This is a genomic window from Pseudomonas sp. Root329 (genome assembly GCF_001424925.1).
Lineage (GTDB): Bacteria > Pseudomonadota > Gammaproteobacteria > Pseudomonadales > Pseudomonadaceae > Aquipseudomonas > Aquipseudomonas arabinosi.
Genome location: NZ_LMCV01000034.1, coordinates 506494 through 521503 on the forward strand (window position 1 = coordinate 506494; position 15010 = coordinate 521503).

At 60.8% G+C, this 15010-nt stretch carries 14 protein-coding genes; 9 read left to right on the forward strand and 5 right to left on the reverse strand.

Translation table 11 applies throughout. The features are described from left to right. Positions 1-4: 4 nt before the first annotated feature. On the reverse strand, positions 5-424 hold the full coding sequence (locus ASC74_RS24075) for a hypothetical protein (RefSeq protein WP_046056587.1): 420 nt from the start codon (positions 422-424) through the stop codon (positions 5-7). Between the two features lie 110 nt (positions 425-534). Between ASC74_RS24075 and hrpB the strand changes: the two genes are divergently transcribed. Next, positions 535-3054, forward strand: coding sequence for an ATP-dependent helicase HrpB (gene hrpB, locus ASC74_RS24080; RefSeq protein WP_056744602.1), 2520 nt, complete (start codon positions 535-537; stop codon positions 3052-3054). Positions 3055-3074: 20 nt separating this feature from the next. Here hrpB and ASC74_RS24085 read toward each other — a convergent pair whose 3' ends face one another. After that, positions 3075-3989, reverse strand: coding sequence for a LysR substrate-binding domain-containing protein (locus ASC74_RS24085; protein WP_046048823.1), 915 nt, complete (start codon positions 3987-3989; stop codon positions 3075-3077). Positions 3990-4214: 225 nt separating this feature from the next. Between ASC74_RS24085 and ASC74_RS24090 the strand changes: the two genes are divergently transcribed. From ASC74_RS24090 to ASC74_RS24115, 5 genes are all read left to right on the forward strand, one after another. Continuing rightward, on the forward strand, positions 4215-5708 hold the full coding sequence (locus ASC74_RS24090; RefSeq protein ID WP_056744694.1) for an aldehyde dehydrogenase: 1494 nt from the start codon (positions 4215-4217) through the stop codon (positions 5706-5708). 31 nt (positions 5709-5739) lie between these two features. Then, complete coding sequence (locus tag ASC74_RS24095; protein ID WP_056744604.1) at positions 5740-7110, forward strand: aspartate aminotransferase family protein; 1371 nt, start codon at positions 5740-5742, stop codon at positions 7108-7110. A gap of 380 nt (positions 7111-7490) precedes the next feature. Beyond that, a complete protein-coding gene (locus tag ASC74_RS24105; protein ID WP_056744608.1) occupies positions 7491-8477 on the forward strand; it encodes an ABC transporter substrate-binding protein in 987 nt (328 codons plus the stop codon). A gap of 9 nt (positions 8478-8486) precedes the next feature. Further along, complete coding sequence (locus tag ASC74_RS24110; protein WP_008149230.1) at positions 8487-9290, forward strand: ABC transporter permease; 804 nt, start codon at positions 8487-8489, stop codon at positions 9288-9290. Next, complete coding sequence (locus tag ASC74_RS24115) at positions 9278-10114, forward strand: ABC transporter ATP-binding protein (protein ID WP_056744610.1); 837 nt, start codon at positions 9278-9280, stop codon at positions 10112-10114. The genes ASC74_RS24110 and ASC74_RS24115 overlap by 13 nt, the downstream gene beginning before the upstream one ends. A 143-nt stretch (positions 10115-10257) precedes the next feature. Here ASC74_RS24115 and ASC74_RS24120 read toward each other — a convergent pair whose 3' ends face one another. After that, positions 10258-11331, reverse strand: a complete 1074-nt coding sequence (locus ASC74_RS24120; RefSeq protein WP_056744612.1) for an endonuclease/exonuclease/phosphatase family protein — start codon at positions 11329-11331, stop codon at positions 10258-10260. Between the two features lie 75 nt (positions 11332-11406). Then, positions 11407-12081, reverse strand: coding sequence for a YciC family protein (locus ASC74_RS24125; RefSeq protein ID WP_056744697.1), 675 nt, complete (start codon positions 12079-12081; stop codon positions 11407-11409). A gap of 178 nt (positions 12082-12259) precedes the next feature. Here ASC74_RS24125 and ASC74_RS24130 point away from each other — a divergent pair, with 178 nt between their 5' ends. From ASC74_RS24130 to ASC74_RS24140, 3 genes are all read left to right on the forward strand, one after another. Beyond that, on the forward strand, positions 12260-13015 hold the full coding sequence (locus ASC74_RS24130) for a DUF2076 domain-containing protein (protein WP_056744614.1): 756 nt from the start codon (positions 12260-12262) through the stop codon (positions 13013-13015). A gap of 137 nt (positions 13016-13152) precedes the next feature. After that, complete coding sequence (locus tag ASC74_RS24135) at positions 13153-13632, forward strand: LabA-like NYN domain-containing protein (protein ID WP_046048735.1); 480 nt, start codon at positions 13153-13155, stop codon at positions 13630-13632. A 22-nt stretch (positions 13633-13654) separates the two neighbouring features. Next, a complete protein-coding gene (locus ASC74_RS24140; RefSeq protein WP_046048736.1) occupies positions 13655-14266 on the forward strand; it encodes a 3'-5' exonuclease in 612 nt (203 codons plus the stop codon). A gap of 152 nt (positions 14267-14418) precedes the next feature. Here ASC74_RS24140 and ASC74_RS24145 read toward each other — a convergent pair whose 3' ends face one another. Then, complete coding sequence (locus ASC74_RS24145) at positions 14419-14871, reverse strand: Lrp/AsnC family transcriptional regulator (protein ID WP_046048737.1); 453 nt, start codon at positions 14869-14871, stop codon at positions 14419-14421. Between the last annotated feature and the right edge of the window lie 139 nt (positions 14872-15010).

Sequence of the window (15010 nt, forward strand, 5' to 3'; positions counted from 1 at the left end):
CGGATTACGCGGCGGGTTGCAGGCCGAACATGGCCAGTTGCTGGGCGCTGCCCTTGTGCTGGATCAGGCGCGGGTCATCCAGCGGGAAGCTGCGGCCCAGTTCGGTTTCGAGAATAGTCTGCAACTTGTGGTTATCGACCTTGCCGTCGGCGCCGATGGCTTCCTTGAGTTTTTCCGGGGCCACCTGGGCGGTCTTGCCGGGCTCGAAGTAAATCGCGCCGGTGGCGAAGTCCACGGCAAACGCGATCAGGCCGGGAATGATGTAGAACAGCAAGCCCACGGCATCCAGCGCGGCGATGGCCGGGTCAATCTTGCCGTCAATCTGACCACGACGGTCAGGGTAGAAAATCGATCCGCAAGCGGTCACCTGGGTCAGCAACGTCGCGACCAATACACCGCCAATCAAACGAAAGGGAACACGCATATGAAATCTCCTGAGTCATCTGGAAAACGAAGCGTCGTCGATATGAATTAGGACAGCAACGAGCGACAAGCAGTTCGCCGTTATACTCGGCCCTCTGTTTGGGAGCCAGCATGATTTCTTTGCCGATTGATGAAGTTTTACCCGCCCTGCGTGAAGCCTTGGCTACACGCCACGAAGCCGTGCTCGAAGCACCGCCCGGCGCCGGTAAAACCACCCGCGTGCCGTTGGCCTTGCTCAACGAGCCCTGGTTGGCCGGGCAGACCATTCTCATGCTCGAACCGCGCCGTTTGGCTGCGCGGGCAGCAGCGGAGCGCTTGGCCAGTGAGCTGGGCGAGAAGGTCGGCGAAACCGTCGGCTATCGCATTCGTCTCGACAGCAAAGTCGGCCCCAAAACCCGTATCGAAGTGGTCACCGAAGGCATTCTCACCCGACGCTTGCAGGACGACCCGGCGCTCGAAGGCGTTGGTCTGCTGATCTTCGACGAATTCCACGAGCGCAGTCTCGATGCCGATCTGGCGCTGGCCTTGAGCCTGAATGGCCGCGAGCTGTTTCGTGACGATCAACCGCTGAAAATCCTGTTGATGTCGGCAACGCTGGAAGGCGAACGCCTGGCCGGGTTGCTCGATGACGCGCCGATACTGCGCAGCGAAGGCCGCATGTACCCGGTGGCGATGCGCTGGGGCCGACCGTTCCAGCCCGGTGAATTCATCGAGCCGCGCTTGGTGCAAACCATCCTCGAAGCCTTGAACGATGAAACCGGCAGCGTGCTGGTGTTCCTGCCGGGGCAGGCGGAAATCCGTCGGGTGCATCAGCAACTCGCCGATGCACTGGGCGATAGCACACAGGTTCTGCTTTGCCCGTTGCACGGTGAACTGGATCTGGCGGCGCAACGCGCGGCGATCGATCCGGCCCCCGCCGGCAAACGCAAAGTGGTGCTGGCGACCAACATTGCCGAGACCAGTCTGACCATCGACGGCGTGCGCGTGGTGATCGATGCCGGGTTGGCGCGGGTGCCGCGTTTCGATCCCGGCAGCGGCATGGCCCGCCTCGATACTCAGCGTATTTCCAAAGCCAGCGCCACTCAGCGCGCGGGCCGGGCAGGGCGGTTGGAGCCGGGCGTGTGTTATCGCTTGTGGTCGCAGGATCAGCACGAGCAACTGGCGGCCTACGCCAGCGCGGAAATTCTCTCGGCGGATCTTGCCGGGCTCGCTTTGCAACTCGGTCGTTGGGGCGTGACACCGGGGCAATTGGTGTGGCTCGACGTGCCGCCCGCGGCCGCTTATGCACAGGCTCAGGACTTGCTTGATCGCCTGGGCGCATTGGACGGCGAAGCGCTGACCCGTCACGGCCAGGCGATGGCCGAACTGCCAGCGCATCCGCGTATCGCGCATTTGCTGTTGCGCGGTCAGGCGCTCGGCTTGGCCGACATGGCCTGTGATGTCGCGGCCTTGCTCGGCGAGCGAGATATTTTGCGTGGCGCCAGGGCGGATCTGCACAGCCGATTGGTGTTGTTGTCCGGCGAAGAACGCGCTGCACGCGGCGCTCAGGGTGGCGTGCAACGAGCCCGGCAACTGGCGCGGCAGTATCGCGGATATCTGCGGGGCAAGGCGTCGGAACCGGTCAGCGATCCGGATCATCCGCGCTGGCTCGGCGCGCTGTTGGCATTGGCCTATCCAGACCGCGTTGCCCAGCAGCGTCGTGCCGGTGGCGCGGAGTATCGTTTGGCCAATGGCCGTGCGGCGTTGTTCGCCGAAGCCGACAGTTTGATGAAGCAACCGTGGCTGGTGATCGCCGATCTCGGCAGTCGTCAGGGCCAGCGTGAGGAACGGATTTATCTGGCGGCGGATTTCGATCCGGCGCTGTTCGATTCAGTGCTGGCCGAACAGGTGCGCTGCGTCGATCAACTGGATTGGGATGAGCGCGAAGGCGTGTTGCGCGCCGAGCGTCAGCGTAAGGTCGGTGAATTGATCCTCAGCCGCGAGCCGTTGACCGGACTCGATGAGACCGCCCGCAGTCAGGCGCTGGTGAACTTGGTACGCCGCAAAGGTCTGGAGCTGTTGCCCTGGACGCCAGAGTTGCGTCAGTGGCAAGCGCGAGTGGCGTTGCTGCGACAGCTGGACCTCAGCAGTAAAGATCAGAGTGAATGGCCGGATGTCAGCGACGCCGCCCTGCTCAAAAGCCTTGAACATTGGCTGATGCCGTACCTGGGCAAAGTTTCGCGGCTCAGTCACTTCGCCAATCTGGACCTGTCGAGCATCGTCCATAACCTGTTGCCGTGGCCGCTGCCGCAACGGCTCGATGAGCTGGCGCCGCATCATTTGAGCGTGCCGTCCGGTTCGTCGATTCGTCTGGATTACAGCGAACAGCCGCCGATTCTGGCGGTGCGGTTGCAGGAGTTGTTCGGCCTGGCCGAAACCCCGCGGATTGCCGGTGGCCGGCAGGTGGTCAAACTGCATTTGCTGTCCCCGGCGAGACGGCCGGTGCAGGTGACCCAGGACCTGGCGAACTTCTGGCGCAGCACGTATGCCGAGGTGAAGAAGGATTTAAAGGGTCGGTACCCGAAGCACTACTGGCCGGATGATCCGCTGGTGGCCGAGGCGACGGCGCGGATCAAGCCGCGTAAAAGCTGAAGATCTTTTGACGTTGATGTTCAAGAGGCGGCCTTCGCGGTGAGCTGCTCCCGGCAATAATCGGCAAACAACTGCGCCGGTTTGGTCAACTGCCCGCGCTTCAACCACGCCGCCACCAGCCCTGAGCCGGTGATGTCTTCGACGATGTCCACGCACACCACTTTCTGGCCGTCATAGGTGCATTCCGAGTGCGGCCGAGTGACCAGAATCGAAAAACCGAACCCTTGCCCGACCATGCCTCGGACCATCTCGATCGACGGTGAGCTGAAGGCAATGTTCGGCGTCAGTCCCAACTCTTCGAACAGGCTGACGAAGTAGGTCCGGCTCGGTTGCACGTCCAGCAAAATCATCGGCTCCAGGCACAGATCACGCAGCGACACTTGTTTCAGCTGAGCAAAGCGATGATCCGCCGGCAGCAACGCGTAAGGTCGCTGCGCCGGCATCAAGGGTTCGGTCTGGATAGTGGCGTCGAGGTCGTGTTCATACAGGATCGCCAAATCGAAGGTGCCCGAGGTCAGGCCTTGCACCAGCTCTTGCTGTTCGCCGTCGCGGATGCGGATTTTCACCCCCGGATACAGCGCCGAGAACCCGGCAATCAACTGCGGCAGGTACAGCGGCGCGACCGTTTCGAAGCAACCGATGTCGATTTGCCCGGCCACCACGTCGTTGTCGGCGAGGGCGTTCTGTTCGAACTCCTTGGCCATGCGCAGCAGTTCCTGGGCCTTGCGGTAGAAGCGTGCGCCGCTGGGGGTCAAGGACACGCCCTGGGCGTGATGACGGATCAGCAGTTGCACGCCGAAGCTGTCTTCCAGGCCTTTGATCGCCGTGGAAATCGCCGGTTGGGCGATGTACAGCTTGCGCGACGCCTCGGCGACGCTGCCGCATTCGACGGTGGTGATGAAGTACTTCAATTGACGCAGGTTGTAGGCAGCCACGGCAAACCTCGGGGTGGATGATTTCGACATCCAGGCAATTTTCGCGCCGACTGCATCCGTTCTGACGACGGTGTTGTTATGCCTGAACAATAACCACATACCGCGCCAGCGGGGAGATTAGCTGCCCAGTTTTTTCATGGTCTGCGAACACATTTTTACTATTTTTCCTGGACACAGGCCTGGGCCACCATCCAATCCACAAGAAAGCCCATGGAGCATCTGAACGTGTTCGAGCTTACATTCTGGCAAAACAAAGCCGCTGCGCTGCAGTTTCCCGATCAAGCCGTGATCGACGGCAAACCCTGTGCCGCGCAGTCGGGGCAGACCTTTGCCGCGATCAACCCTGCCACCGGCCAGTACCTGGCGAACGTGGCCGCGTGCGGCGAAGAAGACGTGGACGCTGCGGTACGCAATGCGCGGCAAGTGTTCGAGGCCGGCACCTGGTCGGCGCGTTCGCCGAATGAGCGCAAACAAGTGCTGTTGCGCCTGGCCGATCTGATCATGACCCATCGCGAAGAACTGGCGCTGCTCGATTCGCTGAACATGGGCAAACCGGTGATGGACGCCTACAACATCGACGTCCCGGGCGCCGCCGGGGTGTTTCGCTGGTACGCCGAAAGCCTCGACAAACTCTACGACCAGATCGCCCCGAGCGCGCAGAACGTGCTGGCGACCATCACCCGCGAAGCGTTGGGCGTGGTCGCTGCCGTGGTGCCCTGGAATTTCCCGCTGGACATGGCCGCCTGGAAACTCGCACCCGCGTTGGCGGCGGGTAATTCGGTGATCCTCAAACCCGCCGAGCAGTCACCGTTTTCCGCCCTGCGTCTGGCCGAGCTGGCGCTGGAAGCCGGCCTGCCAGCCGGCGTGCTGAACGTGTTGCCGGGGCTCGGTGAGCAGACCGGCAAAGCCCTCGGTTTGCACCCGGACGTCGATTGCCTGGTGTTCACCGGCTCCACCGAAGTCGGCAAATATTTCATGCAGTATTCCGCGCAATCGAACCTGAAACAGGTGTGGCTGGAGTGCGGTGGCAAGAGCGCCAATCTGGTGTTTGCTGATTGTCAGGACCTGGATCTCGCCGCAGAGAAAGCCGCGTTCGGGATCTTCTTCAATCAGGGTGAAGTCTGTTCGGCCAACTCGCGGTTGCTGGTGCAGCGTTCGATTCATGACGAGTTCGTCGAGCGCCTCAAAGCGCACGCCGAATGCTGGCAGCCGGGTGATCCACTGGACCCGTCGAGCCGCGCCGGGGCGATTGTCGACAGCCGTCAGACCGCACGCATCATGAAGTTCATCCAGCAGGCCGAACGCCAAGGCGCAACAAAGCTCTGTGGCGGTCGACAGTCGATTTTCAACGGTTCCGACAACTTCATCCAGCCGACGATTTTCACCGGCGTGAGCCCTGACATGCCGCTGTTTCGCGATGAAGTGTTCGGCCCGGTGCTGGCGGTCACGGCGTTCGATGACGAGGCACACGCCTTGCAACTTGCCAACGACAGCGTCTACGGTTTGGCCGCGTCGCTGTGGACCGATGACCTCAACCGCGCCCACCGCGTGGCGCGGCAATTGCGGGCGGGCACGGTGTCGGTCAACAGTGTCGACGCGCTGGACGTGACCGTGCCTTTCGGCGGCGGAAAGCAATCCGGTTTCGGCCGCGACCTGTCACTGCATTCATTCGATAAATACACCCAGTTGAAGACCACCTGGTTTCAGCTGCGCTCATAACAGCCGCTAATAACAAAACGGAGAACTGGCGATGACCACACCACGTGAAACCCGCGACTACCAGGCCGCCGACGCTGCGCACCACATCCACGCATTCGTCGATCAAAAAGCGCTCAACGATGAAGGGCCTCGGGTGATGGTCCGTGGCGAGCGCCTGCATCTGTGGGACAACGATGGTCGGCGTTACCTCGACGGCATGTCCGGGCTGTGGTGCACCAACCTCGGTTACGGCCGCAAGGATCTGGCCGCCGCCGCGACCCGTCAACTGGAGCAGTTGCCGTACTACAACATGTTTTTCCACACCACTCACCCGCAGGTGATCGAGCTGTCGGAGCTGCTGTTCAGCCTGTTGCCGGGGCACTACAGCCACGCGATCTACACCAACTCCGGTTCCGAGGCCAATGAGGTGCTGATCCGCACCGTGCGCCGTTACTGGACGATCCTCGGCAAGCCCGAGAAGAAAATCATGATCGGTCGCTGGAACGGTTACCACGGTTCGACCCTGGCGGCGACGGCGCTCGGTGGCATGAAGTTCATGCACGAAATGGGCGGCATGATTCCCGACATCGAACACATCGATGAGCCGTACTTTTTCGCCCACGAGGGCAACCTGACCCCGGCTGAATTTGGCCTGCGGGCGGCGCAGCAGCTGGAAGCGAAGATTCTCGAACTGGGTGCGGACAAGGTCGCCGGGTTCATCGCCGAACCGTTCCAGGGCGCCGGTGGGATGATCTTTCCACCCGAAAGTTACTGGCCGGAAATTCAGCGGATCTGCCGCCAGTACGATGTGCTGTTGTGCGCTGACGAAGTGATCGGCGGCTTCGGTCGTACCGGCGAATGGTTCGCCCACGAGCACTTCGGTTTCGAGCCGGACACGCTGTCGATCGCCAAGGGTTTGACCTCGGGTTACATCCCCATGGGCGGTTTGATTCTGTCGAAGAAAATGGCTCAGGTACTGGTGGAGCAGGGCGGGGTGTTTGCCCACGGCTTGACCTACTCCGGGCACCCGGTGGCAGCGGCGGTGGCCATCGCCAACCTCACGGCGTTGCGCGATGAAGGGGTGGTGACGCGGGTCAAGGATGACATCGGGCCGTACCTGCAACAGTGCTTGCGCGAGGTGTTCGGCAAGCACCCGTTGGTGGGCGATATTCAGGGTGTCGGCATGGTGGCGGCGCTTCAATTGGCTGAAGACAAAACCAGTCGCAAGCGCTTTGCCAACGAGAACGACATTGCCTGGCGTTGCCGCACGATTGGCTTTGAAGAGGGGGTGATTATTCGCTCGACGCTGGGGCGGATGATCATGGCGCCGGCGTTGATTGCCAGTCGTGAAGAGGTTGATGAACTGGTTGGCAAAACTCTGAAAGCCGTTGATCGTACGGCACAGGAATACGGTCGGCTTTAATCTAGTAGCGCTCTTTCAGGCCTCTTCGCGAGCAAGCCCGCTCCCACATTGGATTTGTGATCGACACAGATCCCCTGTGGGAGCGGGCTTGCTCGCGAATGCGATAGCCAATTCACCACACCGCTCAGCTTTTGCACCCACCTCGGGCATCCCCGCCCACAGCGCCCTTTCGCAGCGCACGCTACCCAGTTTTTTCATCACTCCCATCGACATATTTCCTAATTTTCCTAATCCCCGCCTTGGGCCAACATCGACCTCGCCAGTCAGCCAAACGCTGCTCGCCGAAAGGTCCATCAGAGACCTCAGGTGGCAGCACTTCTCCAAGGCCGCTGGCCGTACTGCCCATGACAAAACTAAATCAACAGCTTTGGGAGTGCTCCATGATCAAGTCCTTGCTTACCCGCTTCGCACATCCACTGGCGGTCACCGCCATCGCCGCGACGGTCGCCACCAGCGCCCAGGCCGGCACCCTCTCTATCGGCCACACCACGTGGGTCGGTTACGGCACGCTCTACCTGGCTCAGGACCTGGGCTATTTCAAGGAAAACGGGTTGACCGTCGAATTGCCCGTCGTCGAAGAGGCCTCGATGTACATGGCTGCGCAAGCCTCGGGCGAGTTGTCGGGCTCCGCGTCGACCATCGACGAAGTGCTCAAGTACCGCCCGCAATTCTGCTTCAAGGCTGTAGCTGCACTGGACGACAGCCATGGTGGCGACGGTGTTTTGGTCGGCAAGGACGTCAAGAGTCTGCAGGAGCTGAAAGGCAAAGCCGTGGCGGTGAACGAAGGGTCGACTTCGCAGTTCTGGCTGTCTTACCTGCTGAAAAAACACGGCATGAAAATGAGCGACATCACCGTGCAGAACATGACAGCTGACGACGCCGCCACCGCGTTCATCGCCGGTCGCGTACCCGCCGCGGTGACGTGGGAACCGCACCTGTCGATGGTTCGCAGCAAGCAACAAGGCAAGGTGCTGATTGACAGCAGCAGTACGCCGGGAGTGATTGTCGACGTGGTCGCGCTCAACTGCACGGTCATCGACAAGCAGCCGGAAGACGTCAAGGCGTTGGTGGCCGGTCTGTACAAGGCGGTCCAGTACACCAAGGACCATCCGCAAGAAGCCTACAAAATCATGGCCAAAGGCGTCGGCGGTTACCTGGCCGATCCGAAGGAATTGGCCGCAGCTGCGCAAGGCGTGCGCTTCTACGATCAGGCCATGAGTGAAAAACTCCTCGGCTCGCCGGGCAAACCGGGCGACAGCGAACCGCTGATCAAACTGGCCAACGAGACCGCCAGCGAATTGCAGGGCAAACCCTACAGCGTCAGCAATGACGACCTGATCGACAACCGCTTCGTCAGCCCGCTCTAGGAGGTTTGCATGTTCAAGCGCAATTCATGGCTGAGCCGCTGCATCACGCCCAAGACCGGTTTGCCGGTGTCGGTGATCTGGAGCGCGAGCGGTCTGGCCTGGGTGTTATTGGTCGGCCTGTGGGCCGGGTTGTCTTACGGCGGCGTGGTGCCGGGCATGTTCCTGCCGACACCGGGCGCGGTGGTCGAGGCCGCCGTGCGCCTGAGCCGCGACGGCACGCTCGGTCTGCATGTGTGGGCCAGCCTCGAAGTGGTGATGGTCGGTTTCATCGTATCGTCGCTGGTGGCGGTGCCGCTGGGGTTGCTGATGGGCAGCTTTCGCATCGTTCAGGCGTTCCTTGAACCGATGGTGAACTTCATCCGTTACCTGCCGGTAACTTCGTTCGTGCCGCTGTTCATTCTGTGGATCGGCATCGGTCTGGAACAGCGGGTTTCGGTGATCATCTTCGGCGTGTTCTTCCAGCAACTGGTGATGATCGCGGACGTGTCCAAAGGCATCTCCAAGGACCTGATCAACGCGTCTTACACCCTTGGCTCGAACCGCCGCGATGCGGTGCTGCATGTGATCGCCCCGGCGTCGTTGCCGGGTGTGCTCGACACCTTGCGTGTGACCATGGGCTGGGCCTGGACTTACCTGGTGGTCGCCGAACTGGTTGCGGCCTCCAGCGGTCTGGGTTACTTGAGCCTTAAAGCCATGCGCGGCTTTCAAGTGGATGTGATTTTCCTGGCTATCGCGATCATCGGTCTGTTGGGCCTGGTCACCGATCAACTGTTCCGTTTTCTCCGTCTGAGGATCGCCGCATGGGCTCAGTAAGCGCCGTCAACCCTCGTTTCGTCACGCCACAGGCCACCCCGGTGCACGCCGCACCACGGCTGCAAGTGGACAAGGTCAGCCTTCGCTATCAAAAGCCCGACGGTGGCGTGTTTACCGCGCTGGATCAGGTGTCGTTCGAAGTGCCGGATCAACAATTCGCCGTGCTGGTGGGGCCTTCGGGCTGCGGCAAGTCGAGTTTGCTGTACCTCACCGCCGGATTGAATGAGCCCACGGAAGGCGAGATCTACGTCGGTGGCCAGCAAGTTCAGGGACCGGGCGCGGATCGCGGCATGGTGTTTCAGAGCTACACACTGTTCCCCTGGCTGACGGTGCGGCAGAACGTCGAGTTCGGCCTCAAGCGTCGCGGTATGGCAGCCGCTCAGCGCAAGGAGATCGTCGATTACTACGTCAATGAAGTCGGCCTGACCGGGTTTGCCGACAACTACGCCAAGCAGTTGTCCGGCGGCATGATGCAGCGCGTGGCGATTGCTCGGGCGCTGGCCAATGATCCGCAAATCCTGCTGATGGACGAGCCCTTCGGTGCACTCGACAGTCAGACGCGTCTGCAAATGCAGCAACTGTTGTTGCGGGTCTGGGGCAACAGCAAGAAGACCGTGTTGTTCGTGACCCACGATATCGACGAGGCGATTCTGCTGGGCGACCGGGTCTACGTGATGGGCGCGCGGCCGGGTCGGATCAAGCAGATTCTGGACGTGCCGATCGAACGCCCACGGACCCTGGACATGGTCATGGAGCGCTCGTTCATCGACATGAAGCGCAAGATCTTCGGGCTATTGCACGATGAGCTGGAAGAGGAGCATTGATACGGAAGCCAGTTATGCGCAATCCCTGTGGGAGCGGGCTTGCTCGCGAAGGCGATTTATCATTCAACATTGATGTCGGCTGACCCACCGCTTTCGCGAGCAAGTCGAATCGTCGCACCGCCGCTCCCACAGGTTTTGCGTCGTTAGTTGGCGGGTAGGAGGAAACGGGCGATCACCGGCAAGTGATCGGAGATCCGCAAGGTGTCGTCCTGCCTCACCGCAGCCTCGACCCGTTTGATCCGCGGACTGTAGAACAGGTAGTCGACAGTCCGGTCCGGGCCGTTCAAGCCCGGATCATTCGGGTAATGGGTCAGCCACCGCGCCCGGTCGATGCCGCTGGCTTCGTTGTTGGTCGGGATCATCGGGTATTTGTCCCACAGCACATGCAGCGCGCTGTCTGCGGAGTAGGGCGTACGTTGCGCGTCGGGCAGGCGTCGATACTGCCCCAGTGGCAACAGGTTGAAGTCCCCACCGATCAACCACGGCGTGCCGCGGCTTTCGAGTTTGTCGAGGACTTTGACCGTGGCCGTCACCTGGGATTGCAGTGTTTCGTCGGGCGGGATAACGCGGTCCAGATGGGTGTTGAGCACCGCTATCTGACCGCCGCCGCTCAACGGCAGATACGTGACCAACAAGGCATTTTTCGGTTTGAACTGGCGGGTGATGAAATTGGCTGGTGCGACTGGTAATTGCAGGCGTTCGGCATGTTCGATCTGGTAGCGGCTGAGGGTGGCCAGTTGCCGGCCGACGCTGCCGAAGATGTGCGGCTCGGGCACGAAGTCGGCTTTCCAGTCGAAGGCGTGAGTGCTGCACGGATACAGGTCCGCGACCCGCTCCTGAAGCAGTTTGAACTGGTTTTGGTAATCGCTGGCCTTGGCGCCGTCATCGAGCTCTTGCAACAGCACGACGTCCGGTTGTTCGTCGCGGATCACCCGCGCCACTTCATCGAGGCTGAAGGCCATGTCTTCGGGCGTGGGTTTTTCGTCATTGCCGGCCGCCAGGTCATTCCAGAACACGTAGCGTTTTCCCGCCAGGTACTGGATGTTCCAGGTCATCACCTTCAGCGCCTGACCGGGCACCAGCGTCGGTGCCTGGGCGTTGCAACTGACCGGCAAGGCTTCCTTGGCTTCGGGGCGCCAGGTCAGGTTGTAGATCAGGGCAATCAGGCCGGCCACGGTCAACAGGCCCAGCAGGGTGTAGCGCAGTAGACGGGTCATGGCTCGGCTTATAGCGTTACAAAAGTTGACCCCGAGCATAACCGACAGACGGGCTTAAGCCCACGGGTGGAACGGTCAGAGCGGGCCGTCAATTTTCTCGGGCACATCATCGATCAGCATGAACAGGCGGAACAGCACCACGCTGACGAACAGTTGCAGGAAGCTGTGGGCGCTGTCGATCAGCAGCGAAATCACCGGGTTCTGCGGTTCCGGGTAAACCGCCAGGGTCGCGCCCTTGAGTACCCACAACGGGCCCATCACACAGAGAATGCACACCAGAATGCGCAGGAAGTTGCCGCGGCTCAGGCGCAGGCTTTCCTTCATCGCCGCCAGCGGTGCGAAGCCGCGCAGCACCAGCAAGTACTCGCCAAACGCCAGGGTCACCATCAGCCAGATGCCCGGCAGGAAATACAGCGACAGGCCGATCAGGATCAGCAAGGTATTGAGCGCAGTGAGCACGGCGAAGCGCGGCCACAGGTAGGCGGCCCTCGCCAGCAGGTCGCGATTGCGCGGTGACTCGCCACGGCTGCGGGCATCGAGAAACAGAATCAGCGCGGCGGTGTACAGCGGGTAGACCAGCAGGCCGACAATCACGCTGATACCGGGAAAGCTGTCCGGCTCGGTGGAGTGATCGACCACTTGCTGCAGCAGCGCCTCGAAGATCACCAGCGGCAGGCACAGCCGCACGATCTGGCCCAGATTGCGCTTGAAGAAGTACAGAGAGTCACGCAGCACATCGAACGAATTCATCAGTCGGTATCGCAGGTTGAAAGCAGTGGCCCACTTTAACCGATGAAGCGCTTTGGGGCGCAAACGTAAACGTTCGGTAAAGACCATTGAAACATCCTGTATCAGCCTCCATTACGGATGAGCACCTTATCCACAGTGGATAAGGGCGACGATATTCCCGGCAATCTACGAGGTCGCCATGAACAGCGAAGAACAAACCCTGATCGATGGACTGTTTTCCCGGCTGCAACAGGCCGAAACGGACTCAGCCCCGCGCGACGCCCAGGCCGAGGCGCGGATCAAGGAACACCTGACTCGCCAGCCTACGGCAGGCTATTTCATGACCCAGGCGATTCTGGTGCAAGAGGCCGCCATCAAAAGCCTCGACGAACAGAACAAACAACTCGCCCAGCAAGTCCAGCAATTGCAGGCCGAACTGCAATCGGCCAAGGCTCAGCCGGCGGCTGCGGCGCCGAGCAGCGGTGGCTTCTTGTCGAGCATCTTCGGTGGCGGTTCTCGTGATCCGCAGCCAGCGCCCACCCAAAGCCCACCCGCATCGAGTGGTGGCGGCTGGCGTGAACCGGCACGGCCGTCGTTCAACTCGCAGCCGCCTCAGCAAAACTTCGGTGCAGCGCCGCCTCAGCAGAATTACGCCCCGCAACAGCCTGCCGGCAGCGGTTTCCTCGGTGGTGCGCTAAAAACCGCCGCTGGTGTGGCCGGTGGCGTGATGCTGGCGCAAGGCATCAGCAGCCTGTTCCATCACAATCAGCAGCCGGAAGTGGTTGAAGTGATCAAGGAAGAACCGGCTCAGGTCAACGATCAGAGCGGTGACAAGGGCTGGGGCGATGATCAGCGTGTGGCTGACAACTCCAGTGATCAGGGCAGTTTTACCGACGCCGACTACAGCGATGACAGCTCATCGTTCTTCGGCGGCGACGACGATTCCTTCGTCTGATACGCCATTCGTCCGGAGCGCTGCGGCGCTTCGGGCCGATTATTCGCGGAACAATCCTTCAGGCTGGCATACTGGGCAACTTTTCGGGCCTGGTGCCTGATCCTGCCCGCGCTCCGGCGCGCCAACGAGGATGACCGGTGAAAAAAATCGCAGTGTTCGCCGATGTCCAGAACCTCTATTACACCGTGCGTCAGGCCTATGGTTGCCATTTCAACTATGCCGCGCTGTGGGCTGATATCAGCAAGCAGGGCGATATCGTCGAGGCCTATGCCTACGCCATCGATCGCGGCGACAGCAAACAGCAGCAATTCCAGCAGATCCTGCGCAACCTCGGCTTCGTCGTGAAGCTCAAGCCCTACATCCAGCGCAGCGATGGCTCGGCCAAGGGCGACTGGGACGTGGGCATCACCCTCGACATCATGGACGCCGCCGATCATGTCGACGAAGTGGTGCTGGCCTCCGGTGACGGTGATTTCGACATGTTGCTGGAGCGCATCATCACCAAGCACGGGGTGCAAGCCGTGGCCTACGGCGTGCCGGGCCTGACGGCCAACTCGCTGATCCGCGCCGCCAGCCGCTACGTGCCGATCGAAGGCGCGTTGCTGCTCAAGAATTGATTTTTACGGAGTTGAAACAGGTTTGGAACGCATAGCAGTCATCGACTTTGAAACCACCGGGATCTCCCCGAGCAGCAGCTGCCGGGCCACGGAAATTGCCGTGGTGATCCTTGAACAGGGACGCATCGTCGAGCGTTACCAAAGCCTGATGAATGCCGGCGTGCGCGTCCCGGCCTTCATCGAACAACTCACCGGCATCAGCAATGCGATGCTGCGCACCGCGCCATCGGCCGAGCAGGTGATGAACGAAGTCAACGAATTCGTCGGCATCACACCGTTGCTGGCTCACAACGCCGCGTTCGACCAGAAGTTCTGGGACTTTGAGCTGGGGCGGATCAAACGCACACGCTTGCAGAACTTTGCCTGCTCGCTGCTACTCGCCCGCCGTTTGATGCCCGCCGCGCCGAACCACAAACTCGGCACGCTGACCACGTTCGCCAACCTGCCCCACACCGGTAAAGCTCACCGGGCCATGGCCGATGCCGAGATGGCGGCCAACCTGACGGCGCATTTGGCGCAGGAGTTGCGGCAGAAGCACGGGTTGCGCGAGTTGTCCCATGATCTGCTGGTCAGCTTGCAGAAAGTGCCGGCGGCGAAGATCAATGAGCATCTGAAGCGCCATCGCGGGTTCTGATTGAAAACACCGCAAATCCTCTGAATGACACACCACAAATCCCCCTGTGGGAGCGGGCTTGCTCGCGAAAGCGGTTTGTCTGTCACATTGATGTTGGATGTGCCGGCGCCTTCGCGAGCAAGCCCGCTCCCACATTTAGATCTCCTGCGGCATTAGATTGGTTTTCCTTCCAACTGCCCCAACGGCACACGCTTTTCGATGGCGCTCGACAGCACAATCGACGTCTTGCTGAACCCGAACTTGGCGATCCGGTTGATCAACTCCTCCAGCTCCGGCATCGAACCCACGGCCGCTTGCATGATCACGCAGGGATCGCCCGTCACCCGGTGGCACTCGGTCAGTTGTGGGATTTTGATCAGGTCGTCGTAGGCCTTCTGGTTGCCGTGCTGATTCAGGCGCAGTTCGATCACGCACTGGATCGGCAAGCCAAGCTTGGCCATGTCGACTTTGGCCTGGTAACCGGTAATCACCCCGCAGGCTTCCAGTTTGGCCACGCGCTCGGCCACGGCCGGGGCGGACAGGTTGACCTTGCGCGCCAGGTCGGCGTAGGACGCACGACCGTTTTCCAACAGGGCGCTGAGGAGCATGCGGTCGTATTTATCCATCGTCGGACTCCTGAAAAATGACTGACTTTCGAAAACACGGTTTATAGAGATGATCTCCGTGTTTTGAAAAGTGTACCGGCGCTATAAACAGGTTTTGTAACTTATTTTACGCCGCTGGCCTTTCTAGAATAGCTGTTCA

Coding starts and splice junctions, on each gene's coding strand:
- ASC74_RS24095 (WP_056744604.1), top strand. CDS start 5,740: ATGACCACACCACGTGAAACCCGCGACTACCAGGCCGCCGACGCTGCG.
- ASC74_RS24125 (WP_056744697.1), bottom strand. CDS start 12,081: ATGAATTCGTTCGATGTGCTGCGTGACTCTCTGTACTTCTTCAAGCGC.
- ASC74_RS24115 (WP_056744610.1), top strand. CDS start 9,278: ATGGGCTCAGTAAGCGCCGTCAACCCTCGTTTCGTCACGCCACAGGCC.
- hrpB (WP_056744602.1), top strand. CDS start 535: ATGATTTCTTTGCCGATTGATGAAGTTTTACCCGCCCTGCGTGAAGCC.
- ASC74_RS24105 (WP_056744608.1), top strand. CDS start 7,491: ATGATCAAGTCCTTGCTTACCCGCTTCGCACATCCACTGGCGGTCACC.
- ASC74_RS24110 (WP_008149230.1), top strand. CDS start 8,487: ATGTTCAAGCGCAATTCATGGCTGAGCCGCTGCATCACGCCCAAGACC.
- ASC74_RS24145 (WP_046048737.1), bottom strand. CDS start 14,871: ATGGATAAATACGACCGCATGCTCCTCAGCGCCCTGTTGGAAAACGGT.
- ASC74_RS24130 (WP_056744614.1), top strand. CDS start 12,260: ATGAACAGCGAAGAACAAACCCTGATCGATGGACTGTTTTCCCGGCTG.
- ASC74_RS24120 (WP_056744612.1), bottom strand. CDS start 11,331: ATGACCCGTCTACTGCGCTACACCCTGCTGGGCCTGTTGACCGTGGCC.
- ASC74_RS24075 (WP_046056587.1), bottom strand. CDS start 424: ATGCGTGTTCCCTTTCGTTTGATTGGCGGTGTATTGGTCGCGACGTTG.